Raw genomic sequence first — 19,266 nt, forward strand, 5'->3', positions numbered from 1 at the left:
AAATCACACAAAAAATAAGATTTTAACTTTGCTGAGGTAGATAATTAGGGGAAATTTGAAACCAAAACGAATACCTTTGATATTATTCAGCAAATTCTATAGAAGAAATTTCACTTCCTAAAGGTTGGTGAAAGGGTTATTATGTCTGTATTTCAAAGATATATTGAGGATATTTTAGGTTGCTGAAAAAGTTTTGGGTAGTTGTGCCAGAAACTCTTTATATTTTGTTCTATGCCTTGGTATAACGTAATTCTTCACCGGTACAAATACAGAATCTATAAATCAAATTTAATATATATTACTTCTTTACTGATATAGCTCTTTAATCAGTATTGAGGGTAGTCTTGGGCGGATTTTTTCCGCCCATTATTATTTTAACCTTTAAAACTCACCTTATTATTTGATTGGTGATCCATGAATAACAAGGTGAAAACATTCTTATAGTACAAAAAAATCAATAGGTTAAATTTTTTTCTCTTGGAAAATAGAGAAGCAAGAGGCGGGTCTGCCAACTATAATCAATCTCTCGGAGCTTCCTGATAAAGCATGGTCAAATAATTTTCAAACTGGTGGTAAAGGTACAAAAACTGGTAGCTACCAGTATGGAGGTATGATGTAAAACTATACATTTGAGTCACACAGGGTTAATATTATAGTAATAGTGAGTTCACACTCAGAAAAGGAAAATAAGAAGAGAGTATATGGCGTATTTGGACATGATCAGGAGGTTTCATTTACAGATTTTTCCAATTGTGGCAGAACAGAGGTTTATACTAAAAAATAAGGAAGATCATTATTTTTTTGTTCTTGCCTGGAAAAAATGGAAAACGGATATGGTTTTATAATTCAACATCATTTGAAAAACTAAAACTAAATCTCAGACAAAATGTTTTGACTAAAAGGACATTGTTAAAAAATAAACTGCTCAATACAATGAAGGATATGAGGTAGTGAAGGGGGTATAAAAATAAGAGCGATTGCATTTAAAAATGAAAGCAATACTGAAATAGTCATTGAGTTCTACAGAATCTGAAGAGCAAAAGAATAAGACAAGACCTTTAGATTTTTCTTATTAGATCTTATTCATAAAGAAAGATTGGTAAGAATCGAACTACCCTTAGATAGAATAATATTGTTATAAAAGTCAATAAAATATGAAGAAAACTACAATTTGTATTTTGAGTGCCATTCTAATGTCATCTATCACATTAGTGGATGCACAGGAAACTAAAAACAAACCTTCTGACTCCATCACTAAAAAAGTAAAAGATGTGGAAGAAATTGTTTTAGTAGGATTTGGAAAACAGAAAAAAGGAACCGTTTCCGGATCTATAGCTTCTGTTGATAAAAAGATACTACAGGATCGCCCAACAACAAGCTTAACAGCGAGTATACAAGGTGCTTTGCCGGGAGTTACCATTAAGTCTTCTTTAGGAGATGTAGGTTCTGCACCTTCCCCAATAAATGTAAGGGGAAGAAGTGTTGCCGGTAATTCACCATTCTATATTATAGATGGTATGCCTTCTAGTGCTGCAGATTTTTCCAGGCTAAGCCCGGCTGATGTTGAAAATATAAGCATATTAAAAGATGCTTCAGCAGCTATCTATGGTTCAAGAGCTGGTTATGGTGTAATTCTTGTCGAGACCAAAAAAGGCGGTGGAGGTAAGATGAGTATAGGCTATAATATGTATAATGCCTATCAGTCACCCACTTATTTGCCTAAGTATGTAGATGCTGTTGAATATATGAAACTGAAAAATGAAGCATATTACAACGCTAATAATAATGTCGGTCATTTTTCTCAATACAAGCAGGATCAAATAGATCTTACAGCTGCAGGTACAGACCCGGATAGATACCCTAACACAGACTGGTATAAAGCAACTTATAGAAAAATGGCCAATGTGCTTAATAATGAGATTAATGTATCAGGTGGAGATAAAACCCGTTATTTTGCAAGTTTAGGGTATTTGAAACAGGAATCTCTATCGCCTACAAAAGGCATGGATAGATATTCTTTTAGGACAAATACATCCTCCAAATTAAGTGATAAACTTACCGTAAATTCTAATATATCATTTATCAAACAAATGGTCAATGATCAGGGAGGTGATATTAATACTGCGGAATTGGCAAGAATAACCCCTACTATGGTATTAAGGCAATCCAATGGATGGTGGGGATCTGTTAATGCTGGTAAAGTAGATAATACATTTGCGAATACCAATCCTGTAAGAAATAACATAGAAGGGGGAGATTCCAAGTTAAATGATCAAAAATTTATGGGGGCATTATCCGCAAGCTACATTCCTGTAAAAGGATTGAATATAGATGCTCAAATCAGCTATTCAAACTGGAACTATCGTAAAGGTACTTTTGTAAATACATTAAATCCTGTATATAATTTTTTAACTAACGCTCCTATTGGTTCAACGGCGAGAGCGATTAATAACTATAGTGAAGAATGGAAGTCTGATGAATGGCTTAATACCCAGGTTTTGATAAGTTATGAAAAAAAGATATCCTCACATTATTTTAAAGTGTTGGGAGGTACTTCCTATGAAGACTATACAACCAGACTTATATATGGTAAAAAATCTAATATACCAAAAGACGGATTACATTCTTTAAGTGCTCTTTCTACCCTTGATGGAACCTTAGATGAATTAAAGTCTAATACTCAGCAATATGCTTTCCAATCTGTTTTCGCTCGTATTAATTATAATTATCAGGAAAAATATTTTTTAGAAGGTATTATAAGGGCAGATGCATCTTCACGTTTTGCTAAAGAAAACAGATGGGGATATTTTCCTGCAGTTATGGCTTCCTGGAGGTTAGATAAGGAGGATTTCATTAAAAGCCTGAGTTTTATCAATACACTAAAATTAAGAGGTTCTTATGGCAGCACCGGATCTATCAATACCATTGGTTATTATGACAATCAGACCTATATGAATAATGCTTCTTCAGTTCTGGGGAATGTTATAGTAGGGGCAATGGTACCAGGTAAGCTTGGATTCTCGGGTATAGGTTGGGAAACAATTGTTACCAAAAATATAGGACTAGACGGATCTTTATTCAATAATACTTTTACTTTCTCGGTAGATTTATATAACCGTCTTACAAAAGGTGCTTTAATGAAAAATCAATTACCATATGAAACAGGTGTACTCATAGACAGTGATCCAGACAAAAACGAAACACCGCCAATTAATGCAGGTGATGTAGAAAATAAAGGGATAGAAATTAGTTTGGGATATAATAAAAGTTTTGAAAATGGAGACTTTTATATCAATGCTAATTTTGCTAAAAACCACAATAATATTCTTTCACTTGTAAATAACCAACCTTTATATGAAAATAACTGGATAACACAAGTAGGGGGCTCAATTGGAGATTTCTATGGATACAAAACTGCCGGTCTCTTAACCCAAGAGGATATTAATAATCATTATCCTAAATTATATAGCACCTCTCAGGCTGGTGATATAAAATATGTGGATGTTAATGGAGACGGAGTTGTTAATGAGAACGATAGAACAGTAATAGGAAACGATGTTCCTAGTTTTACTTATGGTCTAAGCATAGGTGGCAGATATAAAAGTTTTGATCTTAGTGTAGTAGGGCAAGGGGTAGCTAATGTTCAGGTATATCTGGATAAAGAATCTTCTCAGGCATTTTTTAATGGTGCCGGTGCAAAACAATATGTTTCAGATAATAGATGGACTCCGGAAAATCCAAATCCAAATGCCTTGTATCCTAGGATATTGCCAGCTGGGGGAGGAACTCAAAATATAGGTGTTACTTCAGATTTTTGGCTTTTTGATGCAAGTTATTTTAGAATTAAGTCTATTACTTTGGGATATTCTATTCCTCAGGAAACAATTAGCCGCATAGGACTGAAAAAATTCAGAATATATGTAAACTTAGAGAATTATTTTACACTGAGAGGAGATAAACGAATGAAAGATTTTGATCCTGAAATGGCTAGCGCCCGTTCAACATATCCATACTTAAAAACCATATCGTTTGGTATCAATGCAACTTTTTAATTTATTAAACATCTGAAAATGAAAAAAATAAAAATTATATTATTATCAGCTTCCCTGGCTATAGTGACTAGTTCTTGTAATTTAGATAGGTTTCCAGAAGACAAAGTATCAGAAGAAACATTTTGGAAAACTGAAAAAGACGCTACCTTGGCATTAAATGGTGTTTACAAATATTTTTCTGATGCCGCTCTTAGCAATTTGTATAACGATAGTTTTACCGATAATTCATTTGCTCAATATCCCTGGGAAACAACTGCAGTAGATGCTTCTGCAGGAAATATACTTCCTACAATAGATTTCGGATATGATTTTACTACAATTAGAAGAGCAAATACTTTTTTGGAAAAAATTGATGAAATTCCCATGGACAAAAATTTGGCCGGCAGATATAAAGCAGAGGCCAGGTTTATAAGAGCTTTTAATTATTTTGATTTATCTCAACGCTTTGGAGCTCTTCCACTCGTGCAAAAATCAGGTGAATTGGATGGTTCCACCCTTACACCTATTTCTGAAACTCAAATTGATGATTTTGTAACAAGTGAACTAAATGCTATAGAAAATGATTTACCAGCTGCCTATCCCTCTAGTCAAGACAAAGGTAGAATAACAAAAGGCGTTGTATTAGCATTTAAGGCAAGAGTATATTTATACACAGGAAAATATAAGGAAGCTTATGAAGCTGCTCAATCAGTAATTAATTCAGGAACTTACGAGCTTTTCAGTACGACTTCAGTAGACACAAGTACAGATTATGACAGCTTTGTTACCTTTACTTCTGCAACAGATAAAGATAATTTTTATAAAGGCTTAAGTAATTATCAAGCGTTGTTCTGGGCTAAAAATAATGGCAACAAAGAATCAATTTTAGAAGCTCAATATGTACCGGATTCTAAAGGAATATTTAGTAATAACATGGCCCTTTACCTATTGCCGAATGAAGAGAGTGGATGGAGTTCTATAACCCCAACAATTGATTTGGTAAATGCCTATTGGAATAAAGATGGAACGGCATTTACGCCCCCTTCTAATGCTACAAGAGCTTCAAATTATAATCATGGTAATCCAAATAACGCCTATCTGGATGAATTTAAAAACAGAGATACCCGTTTATATGCAAGTATAATGCATCCAAATGGACCATGGTCTTACTTAAAAGGTTTTGGGACAAGTACACTGTTCAAATGGAGTGAAGGTGGAAACAATACATCTAAGATAGGCTATAATTATAAAAAAATGGCAGATTATGGCTCATTAGATGAGAACTTAAATATGAGCAACAATTTTATGCTTATCCGCTATGCAGAAGTATTACTCATATATGCCGAAGCAAAAAATGAATTCTTTGGCCCGGATTCTACTATTTATGATGCATTAAATCAAATTAGAAGTAGAGCAGGCATGGTAGGAGTTAGCAACGCACAAACAAAAGAAACCCTAAGAGAAATTATAAGAAATGAAAGAAGAATAGAACTTGCAAATGAAGGACACAGATTCTATGATATCAGAAGATGGAAGATTGCACCAAATGTAATGAAAACAGTTTATGATATTACCAATACACAGGTTGCAACAAGAGTTTGGGATGATAGATTTTACAGATTTCCTTATCCTCAAAAGGCTGTGGATCTAAATCCGAACCTAAAAGAAGCTCAAGCAGCAAAGGGATACTAAATATATATGAAAAAAGATGATTAGCAATTGGCGTTGATGCTAAATATTTTCATTGTTTTAAAGCTATAGTTTTGGATTCCCAATAAGGCTGATGAAATCAATAATACCATTAGATAATCTTAAATGAGAAATTGTAAAATATGGTATTCGGTTTTCTATTAATTAAACAAACACTTTATGAAAAACAAATTATTTTTGTTGATATTATTGATATCGGTGATCTACAAAGGTCAGGACTTTTCTTCAAAGAAAACCGTAATGGAAGAAGATGAAGATATTGAATATGAAGTTAAGCATAAGTCTATGTCTTGGTTTTCAGAAATGAAAGATTATGCAGACTATTTTAAAATCAAATCGAATTTTGATAAGTATTTTGGAAACCACAGATGGGAAAAAAGTAAACCACGAAGTCTTGGTGAAGACTGGCTTAGAACGAAGCTGTTTTATTTGAATGAGAAAGGAAAAGTAGTTCCGGAACCTTTTTTAATAAACGATTCAAAAACCAAGAATGGGTTATTAATAAATACGCAGACCCAAGTGGGAACCTGGTCTATGATTGGTCCTGTAAATAGTGCTAATACATCTTATTCAGTCCAGGGAAACCATGGAGGGTATGTGTATCTAAATAAAATTGATCCTACGAATCCTCAGAAGATATTTGTATCTTTTGTCACCGGTGGGCTATGGCGTACAATTGATGGAGGTTCAACTTGGAATTTGGTTGATAATGGCTTCCCTGATTCTAAATATAATGATATAGATGTGTGTATCGCCAATCCGCAAATTGTTTATGCATTAAGTGATAATCAGCTTATTAAATCTACCGATGGAGGCCTTAATTGGCTTACAACCACTATGACTGCTAACAACTATCCGGGCAAAGCATATGATATTGCAGTTTCACCTGCAAATCCGGATATTGTAGTTGTTCGTTGGGGTACATCGCTTTATCGCACAATCGATGGAGGAAGCTCTTGGAATGAAGTTTATACTGGGCTTCCTAATTATGCAATATGGGACTCATCAATACACAGTGAGTGTTTGGAATGGGATACAAATAATAGTAATTCTGTTTATTTTGCCAGTACTTCCAATAATAATGTTTTCAAAGTTTATAAATCTGTGGATCAGGGAGCAAGTTTTTCCCAATTGAATTCTACAACGTTGAATGCGTCTTCAAATGGTCAAATCATCGGATGGACAAAGGTGTTTTTACCTAGTAATAATGCGACCTCATTCTACATAGCTGTAGGTACAGGCTCGAGCGCTTATGGTCATAATGCAGTTCATTTATACAAATTAAATAAATTAGCAGGAAATGTAGAGCTTACCAGAACAAATATGATTTCTGGTATTGGAGATCCGGTTAATCATGATCCGGTACTACACCACGGAGATATTCAGATGGATCGTAATGATGAAAATAAAATGGCTTATGGAGGGTATGCAAATATAAAAATACATATTTCTACAAACAATGGTGTTTCATTTTCAATACCGTCAGGAACAACTCATTCTGATATCAGGAGTATTGATTTTGTCAACGGAAAGCTAATTGTAGGAAGTGATGGAGAAATGGTATATTCTAATGATTTGGGAAATACTTTGACAACAAAAACGAATAGTATCAGCAATCATGAATTATGGGGGTTTGGCAGTGCTTTTAAAAGTAATTTAGTTGCATCAGGAAATAACCATGGCCCTGTTATGATAAAAGAAGACGGTAATGGTTTTACTTGGTACAATGGGACAGGTGCAGATCAGGGAAATACAGATGTAAATCCTTTGGATGACCGTTATATATACAGTCAGGGATATAGTAACTATCGTTATTTTAGAACCGGGGTACATACTTTAACAAATGAATCTAATTTTTTAGATTTGGGAGGACTCTATGATTATTTCAATTCTATAGAATTTCATCCTAATAAATATTACACAATTATTACACATCATGCAGGTCAATATCCGAATGGAAATCCTAATCTTGCAACATGGAAAAACTCTCTTATCAAAACTGAAGATAACGGAAACAGCATTTCTATTGTTAAGACTTTTAGTAAACAAGTCTTCAGAGAAAAAATTTCTGCTAAGAATCCAAATGCAATGTGCGTTGTAGAAGGTATTACCAATAATAAGCTTTGGAAAACCACAGATGAAGGAGCAACCTGGACTGATATAACACCCAATACAACCATTACGCTAGGTCCGAAAAATATATCAGATATTGCTGTTGGAGATAATAATGCTAATGAAATTTGGGTTACATATAGTGGAGTTCAGTCAGACTGCAAAGTTTTAAAATCTGATGATGGTGGAGCTACCTGGACTAATCTTAGTTCTTCTGTGCTCACTACTTCTCCTATCACGAAAATTATTTTCCAAAGAGGATCAAACGGTGGAGTGTATGTAGGCAATAAAGCAGGAGTGTTTTACAAGAATAACAGTATGAGTAATTGGGTGATGCTGGGTGATGGTCTTCCTATGTGTGATGTTCGCTTTATGTTTATTAATTATAATGAGAATAAGTTAAAAATAGGAACTTCTAGGGGTGCTTTTGAACATACCTTGTATGAGATAAGCCCACCTAGTGCTCTAATATCAGCTGATAAAAACAAAATATATTGTCCGGTAACAGAAAAAGTACAGTTTAAAGATTATTCAGTGGTTCGTAATGCCAGCGCAACATGGCAATGGAGCTTCCCTGGCGCAACCCCTTCAACTTCATCATTGGAAAATCCAACAGTATCTTATAAAGACGCTCCGAATGGATTGTATTCTGTAACATTAACTGTAACAGATCAGTATGGTACGAGTACACAAACATTAAATAATTTTATTGAAGTAAATAATCAATGTGTTCAAAATTTCGATCCGGCTAAAGATTATAAAATCATAAACCGTGCAAGTGGGAAATCCCTTGATGTATATTCCGGATCTTTGGCTGATGGAGCGAAAGTGATTCAATGGGACTATACCGGGGGCAACAATCAGAAATGGAAATTGTCTCAAACAGGAGGGAGTTATAAAATAATCAATAAGAATAGTAACAAACTGATTGATAATCCTTCTAGTTCCACTGCTGACGGTACAATAATGACCCAATATGTTGATAATGGGGGGGCAAACCAGCAATGGCAGATAGTAAATTTAGGCACTGGATATTATAAAATCATCAATGTTTCAAGTGGCAAAGCATTAGATAACTCCGGATCCAGTACAACAAATGGTACAGATATAGTACAGTGGACTTATGGAGGAGGAAATAACCAGCAATGGCAAATTATAGAAGTATTTGATCCGGCTAAAGATTATAAAATTATAAACCGTGCAAGCGGGAAATCTCTTGATGTATATTCTGCATCTTTGGCTGATGGAGCGAAACTGATTCAAATGGACTATACCGCGGGAAATAACCAGAAATGGAAATTGGCTCAAACAGGAGGAAATTATAAAATAATCAATAAGAATAGCAGCAAACTGGTTGATAACCCTTCTAGTTCCACTACTGACGGTACAATAATGACCCAATATATTGATAATGGAGGGGTAAACCAGCAATGGCAGTTAGTGGATTTAGGTACGGGATATTATAAAATCATCAATGCTTCAAGTGGCAAAGCATTAGATAACTCCGGATCCAGTACAACAAATGGTACAAATATAGTACAGTGGACTTATGGAGGGGGGAATAACCAGCAATGGAAAATTGTTGATGCGGCTTCTTCAACTGGAAAGATGGCTGGTTCTGTGATGCCACTAGACCAAAGCAATACTATTCAAAAGCTGATTGTATATCCAAATCCTTTAAAAAGCAATACGCCAGTAAAAATAGACGTGCCGGCAGGATGGAAAAATTCTACATTATTTGTATTCGATAGTCTAGGAAAATTAATGGTAAATGCTACATTAAAGGAAGGCGTAAACGAGATGTTACTTAATGTATCCACCGGGGTTTATTATTTAAAAATTGTCAATCAAAATGATACTTTTAGTACAAAACTTATTGTGAAATAAATATTGTTTTGATTCGTTAGAAAAGCCCATCATATAATTTATGATGGAGCTTTTTAGCTAACCTTGGTTTAGGATAAGAGAATTAAGGATAATGGGGCGAAACTGGAAATTTTTCTAGTTGTGCTGAAATGAAATTTTATTCCTCTGGCACTGGATTAATTAAAAATTAATCAGTGATTATTTGAGCAGACAGATTTTATGATGTCTGTTATTAAAATAAATATGGGTCGCTTTTTAAACAAAATCGTTGAATAAGTTATCCATATTTTTTAAAAAGGCAGCTATTTTTTTGAAAGTCTTAATATAACAAAAGATTATAGTTAGTTTTATCTTAAATATTGATCGAGCAGTATACAATGTAAATTAATAAATAAAATCAAGATAAATGAATGCAGTTTTAAATTCAAAAATTCAAAAGATTTTACTCCTGAGCTCTTTTCTTTTTTTCTTCATTGGAAAAACTCAGGCTCAAAAAATTGAAAATGTTTCTAAGAAAGGAGAAACTTCAGTAGAAGTTTTGTTTTCTGACAACAAAAAAATACTAATAGATTTTTATGGAGAAAATATTTTTCGATTATTTTTGGATCCCAAAGGCGGAGAAGTAAGAAATCCCGAAGCGACACCTCCTGCTCAAATTTTGGTAGATCAGCCTAGAAAAAAAGTAAAAGAAATTGCTGTCAACAATTTACCACAGACTATTTCTATCTCTACCAGTAAAATGAAAATAGAAATTGAAAAAACAACTTCTTTATTTAAAGTATTCAACTTGAACCTTAATAAAGAAGTCTTTTCTTTTATGGCTCCCATTGAATTTAATTCTAAAGAAGCAGCGCTGACTTTATCCCAAGGAAAAGATGAATATTTCTATGGAGGAGGTGTACAAAACGGTCGATTTTCTCATAAAGGAAATACTATTTTAATTGTTAATCAAAATAACTGGACTGATGGTGGCGTAGCCTCTCCAAATCCTTATTATTGGTCTACAAATGGATACGGTTTTATGTGGCATACTTTCAAAAAAGGATATTATGATTTCGGTAAACAAAATAAAAATGAAGTGAAGCTGGCTCATGAGACTAATTACCTGGACGTTTTCTTTATGATAAATGATAATCCTAAATCTTTGTTGAACGATTTTTACCAGCTCACAGGAAATCCTGTGCTTTTACCCAAGTTTGGTTTTTATGAAGGACATCTTAATGCCTACAACAGAGATTATTGGAAAGAAGATGATAAAGGAATCCTATTTGAAGATGGAAAAAGATATAAAGAGAGCCAAAAAGACAATGGTGGAGTTAAAGAATCTTTAAATGGTGAAAAAAATAATTATCAGTTTTCTGCAAGAGCAGTGATAGACCGTTATAAAAATGCAGATATGCCTTTAGGATGGATTTTGCCAAATGATGGTTATGGTGCAGGATACGGACAAACAGAAACTTTAGAAGGTAATATCGCAAATTTAAAATCATTTGGAGATTATGCCAGAAAAAATGGAGTGGAAATAGGATTATGGACACAATCTGATCTGCATCCAAAAGAAGGAATAGGTGCCCTTCTGCAAAGAGATATCATAAAAGAAGTAGGTGACGCAGGCGTAAGAGTGTTAAAAACGGATGTTGCCTGGGTAGGCCCTGGCTATTCATTCGGGCTTAATGGCATTTCAGATGTAGCTCAAATAATACCACGCTATAGTAATGGGAGCCGTCCTTTTATCATATCGCTAGACGGCTGGGCTGGTTCACAACGATATGCAGGTATTTGGACAGGAGACCAAACTGGTGGAGAGTGGGAATACATCAGATTCCACATTCCTACCTATATAGGTTCTGGTTTGTCTGGCCAGCCTAACATTACTTCGGATATGGATGGTATTTTTGGCGGGAAAAATCCAATCATCAATACAAGGGATTTCCAATGGAAAACCTTTACTCCTATGCAGCTCAACATGGATGGATGGGGAACCAATGAAAAGTATCCCCATGCTTTGGGTGAATCAGCTGCTTCTATTAACAGGAACTATTTAAAATTGAAATCCAGCCTGCTTCCTTATACCTATAGTATAGCGAAGGAAGCCGTAGAAGGATTGCCAATGATCAGAGCAATGTTTTTAGATGAAGCTAATGAATATACATTAGGAAAATCTACTCAGTATCAGTACCGATATGGCCCCTATTTCTTAGTAGCTCCTGTATATCAAGCTACAAAAATGGATAAAGAAGGAAATGATATTAGAAATAATATTTACCTCCCTAAAGGAAATTGGATTGATTATTTCACAGGGCAGACTTATGAAGGAGAGATTGTCTTAAATCATTTCGATGCCCCAATTTGGAAACTTCCTCTATTTGTGAAGCCAGGCGCTATTATTCCGATGGTAAATGCCAATAACAATGTTCATCAAATCAATAAAAAATTAAGAATTTATGAAGTGTATCCTTCAGACAAATCTAGTTTTACAGAATATGATGACGATGGTGTAACCGAAAATTACAGAAAAAAAGAATCTGTAAGCACTCTTATAGAAAGTAATGTTGTAAAAAATACTGCAGCAATAAGCATTTCTCCTACTCAAGGTAATTTTAATGGTTTTGAAAAAGAAAAAATGACAGAATTTAGAATTAATGTCACTCAAAAACCATCTGGTGTAAAACTTTCAATTGGAGGTAAAAATATAAAACTGAATACAGTAAATACTTTAGATGAATTCAATAATGCCACAAACGTATACTTTTACAACAGCAAACCAGAATTCAATAATTTCTCTACAAAAGATTCTGAATTTTCAAAAGTTTCGATTTCCCGAAATCCACAAGTTTGGGTAAAATCAGAAATTACCGATATCAGCAAAAACAAAGTAGAGCTTGTTATTAAAGATTACCAATTTACTAATTCTAACCAATTAAAAAATAATTCCGGAGCATTTGCAGAAACGTTAAAACCAACCACTTCAGAAAATGCAAACACCGCATATTCTATATTGCCATCGTGGAATAAAATCCCTAATGCTGATTATTACGAAATATTATATAACAATATGGTATACAGTAATATAAAAGATACCTCTTTCTTGTTTGAAGGATTGGCTCCTGAAACGAAATATGATTTCAAATTAAGAGCTGTAAATAAAACCAATACTTCTGATTGGGTTTCTTTTTCGTCTGGAACCAATAAAAATCCTTACGAATTTGCAATTAAAGGCATAAAAGCCACAGCCACAATTCCAAGTCAGGAAGGAGAAGAGATAGAAAATCTTTTTGATCAGGATGTGAGCACGGGCTGGCATTCGGACTATGAAAAAAGCAAAGTCCCTTTTGAAATAATTTTAGATTTAGGCTCTATTAATACCATAAGCAAATTGGAATATATTCCTAGAAACAGTGGCTACAACGGAATATTTATGAATGGTAAAATTTCGTATAGTGATAATAAAAAAGATTGGACAGAACTTGGCTCTTTTACGTGGGATAGAAATAATAAAAGTAAATCTTTAGATTTCACCAAACATCCTACTACACGATTTATGAAGATTGAAGTCAGCAATGCTTTCAAAAACTTTGGCAGTGGAAATGAATTATATGTATTCAAAGTTCCAGGGTCTTCAAGTTTGCTTCCAGGCGATATCAACAATGATCAGAAGATTGATATGAATGACTTTACTTCATATATGAATTATACAGGTTTGAGAAAAGGAGATTCTGATTTTGAAGGGTATATTAGCAATGGAGATATAAATAAAAACGGTTTCATTGATGCATTGGATATTTCTAACGTAGCTGTAAAGATAGATGGAGGAGTAAGCGATGAAGAATTGAAACCACTGCAAGGCAGCATTACAGTCTCTGCTTCAAAAAAGCAATATGCTAAGAATGATATTGTTGAAGTAGTAGTAAAAGGTAGTAATCTGCAATCGGTAAATGCATTGAGTTTTGCTATTCCATATAATCAAGAAGAATTGGAATATATAGGAATTACCCCATTAAATATCGGACAAATGGAAAACCTGACTTATGATAGACTGCATACCAACAAGGAGAAGATATTATATCCTACGCTGGTTAATGTAGGACAAAAACGTCCTTTAGAAGGCACAGCGGATTTATTTATTATCAAATTTAAAGCAAAACGAAACGGATCATTTAATATAAAAGCTACTAACGGATTGCTGGTTGATAAAACACTGAATTCTATTGACTTTTAATGACAAAGTTGTTTAAAAGCAAAAAGAAAGAATTTACATTTTTTTGACATTAATCTCACGAAATGAGTAAGTTAAAAAATCAAGGCTTGGATTTTATAATCTGAGCCTTTTTTCAAAAATAAATGTAAGCTGGTTGAGAATACATCTGTTTTTTAGCTTTTGTTTGTGTTTTTATGAAATAATTTTTGATAAAAAACTTAATTCAAATCAATTATAAGGAATTCCTGATAATTAAATCAGAAGCATTTTCGATTCTTTCTTGTTTGGCATTAAGAATCATCTCTGCCAAGATCTTTCCCATTTGCCAAAAATCCGTAGAAATCGTAGTAATGCCATTTTCTACAATCCCTTTAAGAGGCGTTTCGTTGTAGGAGATAATTCCGAAATCCTTTTTAATCTTTAGCTTCTGCTTTTTAGATTGCTTAATAACGTTTACCAAGTGTTTATCATCAGGAATTATGAATACGTCTCCATTCAGTATTTCCTCATCGGTAAAATTACTGATAATGATATGTTTCTTTTTATACTGCTCACAAAAACTGGTAAATCCTTCTACCATACCTATTGGTTCTTTTTTTCCCGGGAAAATAAGAATCAATCTTTGGTAGGCTTCAAGCAAAGTTTTTGCTTTTGATAAACCATTATACATGTCTTTTGCGAAATTCTGGTGTACTGATGAATATTCTCTTAAATGTAAACTGGTTTGGTCTAATATATAAACGTCCTTCTTTGGAAGCTTCTTAATAATGCAAGCTGTATCATTCATATTACCTGGCATTATTATGTATTTTGTGTAGTTTCCATTATTTTCTTCAATTAACTTTTTGAAGACATCTATATTGAAATAGTGGAAAAAAACATGGATATTAGATCTTTGTTGCAGCTCTTCCAAAAATGAATTATAAAGGGTTTCCTTGAAAGCATTCAGCTCATCAAATAATAGAAAAATTCGCTCTTCAAAATCCCAATCGGTACTTTTTATATAATATCCCTTACCCAAAATGGCATTTACAATTCCTCTTTTTTTCAGTGTTTCGTAGGCATATAGGACAGTGTCTCTGGAAATACCAAACTCCATACACACCTTATTGATGGAAGGTAGTTTGTCATTTTTTTTTAACAGTTGCTGAGCAAGAGCTTGTTCAATGGAATTAATAATCTGCTGGTATTTAGGAACAACCGAATCGGGGATTATTTTTATAAGCTTCATAATATTTCCAATTTTTTAAAACTAGTAGTAAATATACAAAAACTGGTAGGAACAAGTATGGAAGTGTTTGTTAAATTTATACATTTGATAATATAAGGTTTCTTTTTGTGTTATTTTGTTGCGAAAAATTCGATTTTGTTCTAAATGATCTATCGGAAGTGATAAACTATTGAATACTCTAGAGTGCATAAAAATGCTAAAAAGTATAGAAATCTATGAAAAATTTACTATAAAAATTTTTAAGCGTGGGAAAACTATCGACATTTGATTTGGCTATATTTCTAATTTATTTTTTGGTTGTAACAGGATACGGCTTATGGATATACAAGCGAAAAAAATCAAAAACTACAGGAAGTAAAGATTATTTCCTTGCAGAAGGCTCACTTACATGGTGGGCAATTGGAGCGAGTTTGATTGCATCTAATATTTCGGCAGAACAATTCATTGGGATGAGTGGGGAAGGTTTCTTCATAGGAGTAGCTGTTGCCGTGTACGAATGGCTGGCTGCAATTGCACTTATCATTATTGCAGTGTGGTTTATTCCTATTTATCTCAAAAATAAGATTTATACGATGCCCCAGTTTTTGGAAACACGATATAATAAGTCTGTTTCTCTTATTATGGCTGTTTTTTGGCTATTTTTATATGTAATTGTTAATCTTACTTCCATTCTTTATTTAGGAGCTGTAGCTATTGATTCATTGCTTGGTGGAGGTCATCTGCATATCATTATGATTGCACTTTTACTAATGGCTTTGTTTATTGGATTGGGAGGAATGAAAGTCATTGGCTACACGGATGTTATTCAGGTAACAGTTCTTATTATTGGTGGTTTTGCTACAGTTTATATGGCATTACAGGTTGTGGATCAAAGGATTAACGGTGCTGCTGTTGGAAATGCCTTAACGGGTTTAAATACCCTTTTGAAAGAAGCTCCGGGACATTTCAAACTCATTCTGGATAAACCACAAATTACAACAACTTCTTTATCAATGCCAGAAAATTTAGCAGTACAGAAATATGTCGTTTTGCCAGGTTTAGCAATGTATTTTGCTGGACAATGGATTGTACAGCTTAATTATTGGGGATGTAACCAATACATTACTCAAAGAGCATTAGGAGCAGACTTGAAAACAGCAAGAACAGGAATTTTATTTGCTGGATTTTTAAAACTTTTTATGCCTGTAATTGTTGTGCTTCCTGGGATTGCAGCTTACGTACTCTATACAAAAGGTCATTTGTCAAATTTTAATGGGGTAAAAGATAGTGCCTATTCTGCAATGCTGGGGTTGCTTCCATCTGGACTTAAAGGTCTTGCAGTTGCTGCTTTAACAGCTGCAATTGTAGCATCACTTGCTGGAAAAGTAAATAGTATATCCACAATTTTTACTTTAGATATTTATAAAAAATATTTAAAAACCAACACCTCTGAAATACAAATGGTAAGAACAGGACGTTGGGCAATTATAGTGGCGATGTTGATTGCTTTGGTATTTACATGGACAGATATTTTGGGAATCGGTGGAGAAGGTGGTTTCACATTTATACAAAAATATACGGGTTTTATTAGTCCGGGTGTATTTGCTATGTTTATTTTAGGGATGTTTTGGAAAAGAACTACCGGAACTGCTGCTATAGTTGGAGTTATTCTTGGTTTTTTATTATCTATATTTTTTAACAGCTTTGCCGTTGAGCTATTTGGAAAAGAAACATGGATTTATACAGCATTCACTTATGAAAAATTAGAAAACGGTGTGGTGAAAACGATTACAGAGATTCCTTTCCTTATCAATATGGGGTGGTCATTTTTCATTACTGCAGCTGTAATGGTTCTCTTAAGTGTTTTAGAACCAAAAGTAAATCCAAAAGCTTTTATTGCAGACAAACATATGTTCAATGTGGACAATAGAACATTATTCCTGATCGTCATTATTGTATTACTTCTAACTGCTATTTATGTTCGTTTCTGGTAATAGAAATAATTTTGAGTGTTGCATTTGAGAAAAATGAGAAATGGTGTTTTTTTACAAAAATTTATTCCATACACCCATTATTTGTGGAAGCTTGTTTGTTATTTTTTTTAGCAGTTGTTGGGTAAGAGCTTATTAAAATATTTCCAAATTTTTAAACTGGTGGTAAATCTATAAAAACCGGTAGGAACTAGTGTGATAGTATCGAGTAATTTTATAAATTTATTTTACTAACTAAACTAGATTTATAATACATACTATGAAGCTTATTAAAAATATAACTTTAGCCTTGTGCTTAGTAGGGGTAAATTTGATAAATGCGCAGCAGAAACCTATTAAATATGAATCTTTCAAAATCGAAAAAGGAGAATTTAAATTTAACGGACAGGCAGTTAAATTGCATTCAGGTGAGATTCATTATGCTAGGATTCCTCATGAGTATTGGAGACATCGCTTAAAAATGGTTAAAGCGATGGGACTAAATACAATAGCTACTTATGTATTTTGGAATTATCACGAAATAGCTCCTGGAAAATGGGATTTTCAAACCGGGAACCGAAACTTACCTGAATTCTTAAAAATAGCAAAAGAAGAAGGCTTAATGGTCATTCTTCGTCCGGGACCTTATGTATGCGCAGAATGGGAATTCGGTGGTTATCCTTGGTTTTTGCAAAACGATAAGGATATGAAAATCAGAGAATACAATACTCCTTTTTTAAATTCAACAAAAGCATATTTCACAGAGCTTTACAAAGTGGTAAAACCTTATCTGATTGTTAATGGAGGCCCTATTGTTATGGTGCAGGGAGAAAATGAATTTGGATCTTTTGTTGCTCAACGAGAAGACATTAAGCTGGAAGATCATAAAAAATACAGTTCATCCGTATTTGATCAATTAAAAGAAGTTGGTTTCAAAGGAATGGAGTTTTTTACTTCAGATGGAGACTGGTTATTTGAAGGAGGCGCTTTGCCTGGCGCTTTGCCAACTGCAAATGGAGACGAAGATCCAGAAAATATTAAGAAAGAAGTCAAGAAATTTCATAATGATGAAGGTCCTTTTATGGTAGCAGAATACTATCCAGGGTGGTTAGATCATTGGGCAGAACCTTTCCCTCGTAAAGCTGCGGAAAGAGTAAAAAGCCACATTGAAAAATTCATGAATAATGATATTTCTTTTAATATTTACATGGTGCATGGAGGAACTAACTTTGGGTTTACCTCTGGAGCTAATTATGATAAAACTCATGATATACAGCCGAGTATGACCAGTTATGATTATGATGCTCCCATTACTGAAGCAGGTTGGGAAACCGAAAAGTATTTGAAATTAAGAGAATTATTAAAAACTTCCTCTACACCTCCTATTCCTGCAAAAATTCCAGTCATTCAAATTCAGGGTATTAAATTGTCTCAGGCAATTGATTTAGAAAATGTAAAAAATAATGTAAAACCTGTAATTAATGACAATCCTTTAACTTTTGAGCAATTAAATCAAGGGCATGGCTATGTTTGGTACAGCAAAAACTTTAATCAGCCAATTAAAGGAACTTTAAAACTTGATGGATTAAGAGATTATGCGATTGTTTATGTGAATGGAGAAAAAGTTGGAGAGCTTAATCGTTACTATAAAAAATATGAATGTGAAGTTAATATACCCTTCAATGGAAAATTAGACATTCTGGTAGAAAACATGGGAAGAATTAACTATGGAGCTGCTATTAATAAGAATACAAAAGGAATTATTTCTCCTGTATTTATTAATGACCGAAAAATCACTGGAGATTGGGAAATGTATGGGCTTCCTTTTGAAAAGGCTCCAGTAATTGATGCAAAACAAAAATCTGATTTAAAAGAGAACAGACCAACCATATACAAAGGAAGTTTTAATGTATCCAAAGTGGGAGATACTTTCTTAGATATGCGACCTTTTGGGAAGGGAATTGTATTTGTTAACGGTATTAATTTAGGAAGATATTGGTCAGTAGGGCCGCAACAGACATTATATTTACCAGGGTGTTATTTAAAAAAGGATAATAATGAGATTATTATTTTTGAACAGAAAAATAATAAAATTAATAAAGAATTAAACACATTATCCGAACCTATTTTGGACAAATTAATCCCTGAAAACGGGTCAAACTGATATAA

The 19,266-nt window shown here is 33.6% G+C and carries 7 protein-coding genes; 6 read left to right on the top strand and 1 reads right to left on the bottom strand.

From position 1 onward, the window contains the following. Positions 1 to 1,154 precede the first annotated feature (1,154 nt). The 4 genes from LKL37_RS14090 (at position 1,155) to LKL37_RS14105 (ending at position 13,938) form a co-directional block, all read left to right on the top strand. Positions 1,155 to 4,052: a SusC/RagA family TonB-linked outer membrane protein gene (locus LKL37_RS14090; RefSeq protein WP_431611167.1), complete on the top strand. Its 2,898-nt coding sequence runs from the start codon at positions 1,155 to 1,157 to the stop codon at positions 4,050 to 4,052. Positions 4,053 to 4,070: 18 nt separating this feature from the next. Beyond that, positions 4,071 to 5,723 carry a RagB/SusD family nutrient uptake outer membrane protein gene (locus tag LKL37_RS14095; RefSeq protein WP_431611168.1) on the top strand — a complete coding sequence of 551 codons (1,653 nt, stop codon included), beginning with the start codon at positions 4,071 to 4,073 and terminating at the stop codon, positions 5,721 to 5,723. Positions 5,724 to 5,900: 177 nt separating this feature from the next. Beyond that, positions 5,901 to 9,740, top strand: a complete 3,840-nt coding sequence (locus LKL37_RS14100; RefSeq protein ID WP_431611169.1) for an RICIN domain-containing protein — start codon at positions 5,901 to 5,903, stop codon at positions 9,738 to 9,740. A 385-nt stretch (positions 9,741 to 10,125) separates the two neighbouring features. Beyond that, positions 10,126 to 13,938: a TIM-barrel domain-containing protein gene (locus tag LKL37_RS14105; RefSeq protein ID WP_431611170.1), complete on the top strand. Its 3,813-nt coding sequence runs from the start codon at positions 10,126 to 10,128 to the stop codon at positions 13,936 to 13,938. A 211-nt stretch (positions 13,939 to 14,149) separates the two neighbouring features. Here the strand turns inward: LKL37_RS14105 and LKL37_RS14110 are convergent, their stop codons facing one another. After that, the gene (locus LKL37_RS14110; RefSeq protein ID WP_431611171.1) at positions 14,150 to 15,148 is read right to left on the bottom strand and encodes a GntR family transcriptional regulator; all 999 of its coding nucleotides are present in this window, start codon (positions 15,146 to 15,148) and stop codon (positions 14,150 to 14,152) included. 245 nt (positions 15,149 to 15,393) lie between these two features. Here LKL37_RS14110 and LKL37_RS14115 point away from each other — a divergent pair, with 245 nt between their 5' ends. Then, positions 15,394 to 17,121: a sodium:solute symporter family transporter gene (locus LKL37_RS14115; RefSeq protein WP_431611172.1), complete on the top strand. Its 1,728-nt coding sequence runs from the start codon at positions 15,394 to 15,396 to the stop codon at positions 17,119 to 17,121. A gap of 256 nt (positions 17,122 to 17,377) precedes the next feature. After that, positions 17,378 to 19,261, top strand: a complete 1,884-nt coding sequence (locus LKL37_RS14120) for a beta-galactosidase (protein ID WP_431611173.1) — start codon at positions 17,378 to 17,380, stop codon at positions 19,259 to 19,261. Positions 19,262 to 19,266: the final 5 nt, after the last annotated feature.

Source organism: Chryseobacterium sp. 'Rf worker isolate 10' (assembly GCF_050753305.1).
Taxonomy (GTDB): domain Bacteria; phylum Bacteroidota; class Bacteroidia; order Flavobacteriales; family Weeksellaceae; genus Chryseobacterium.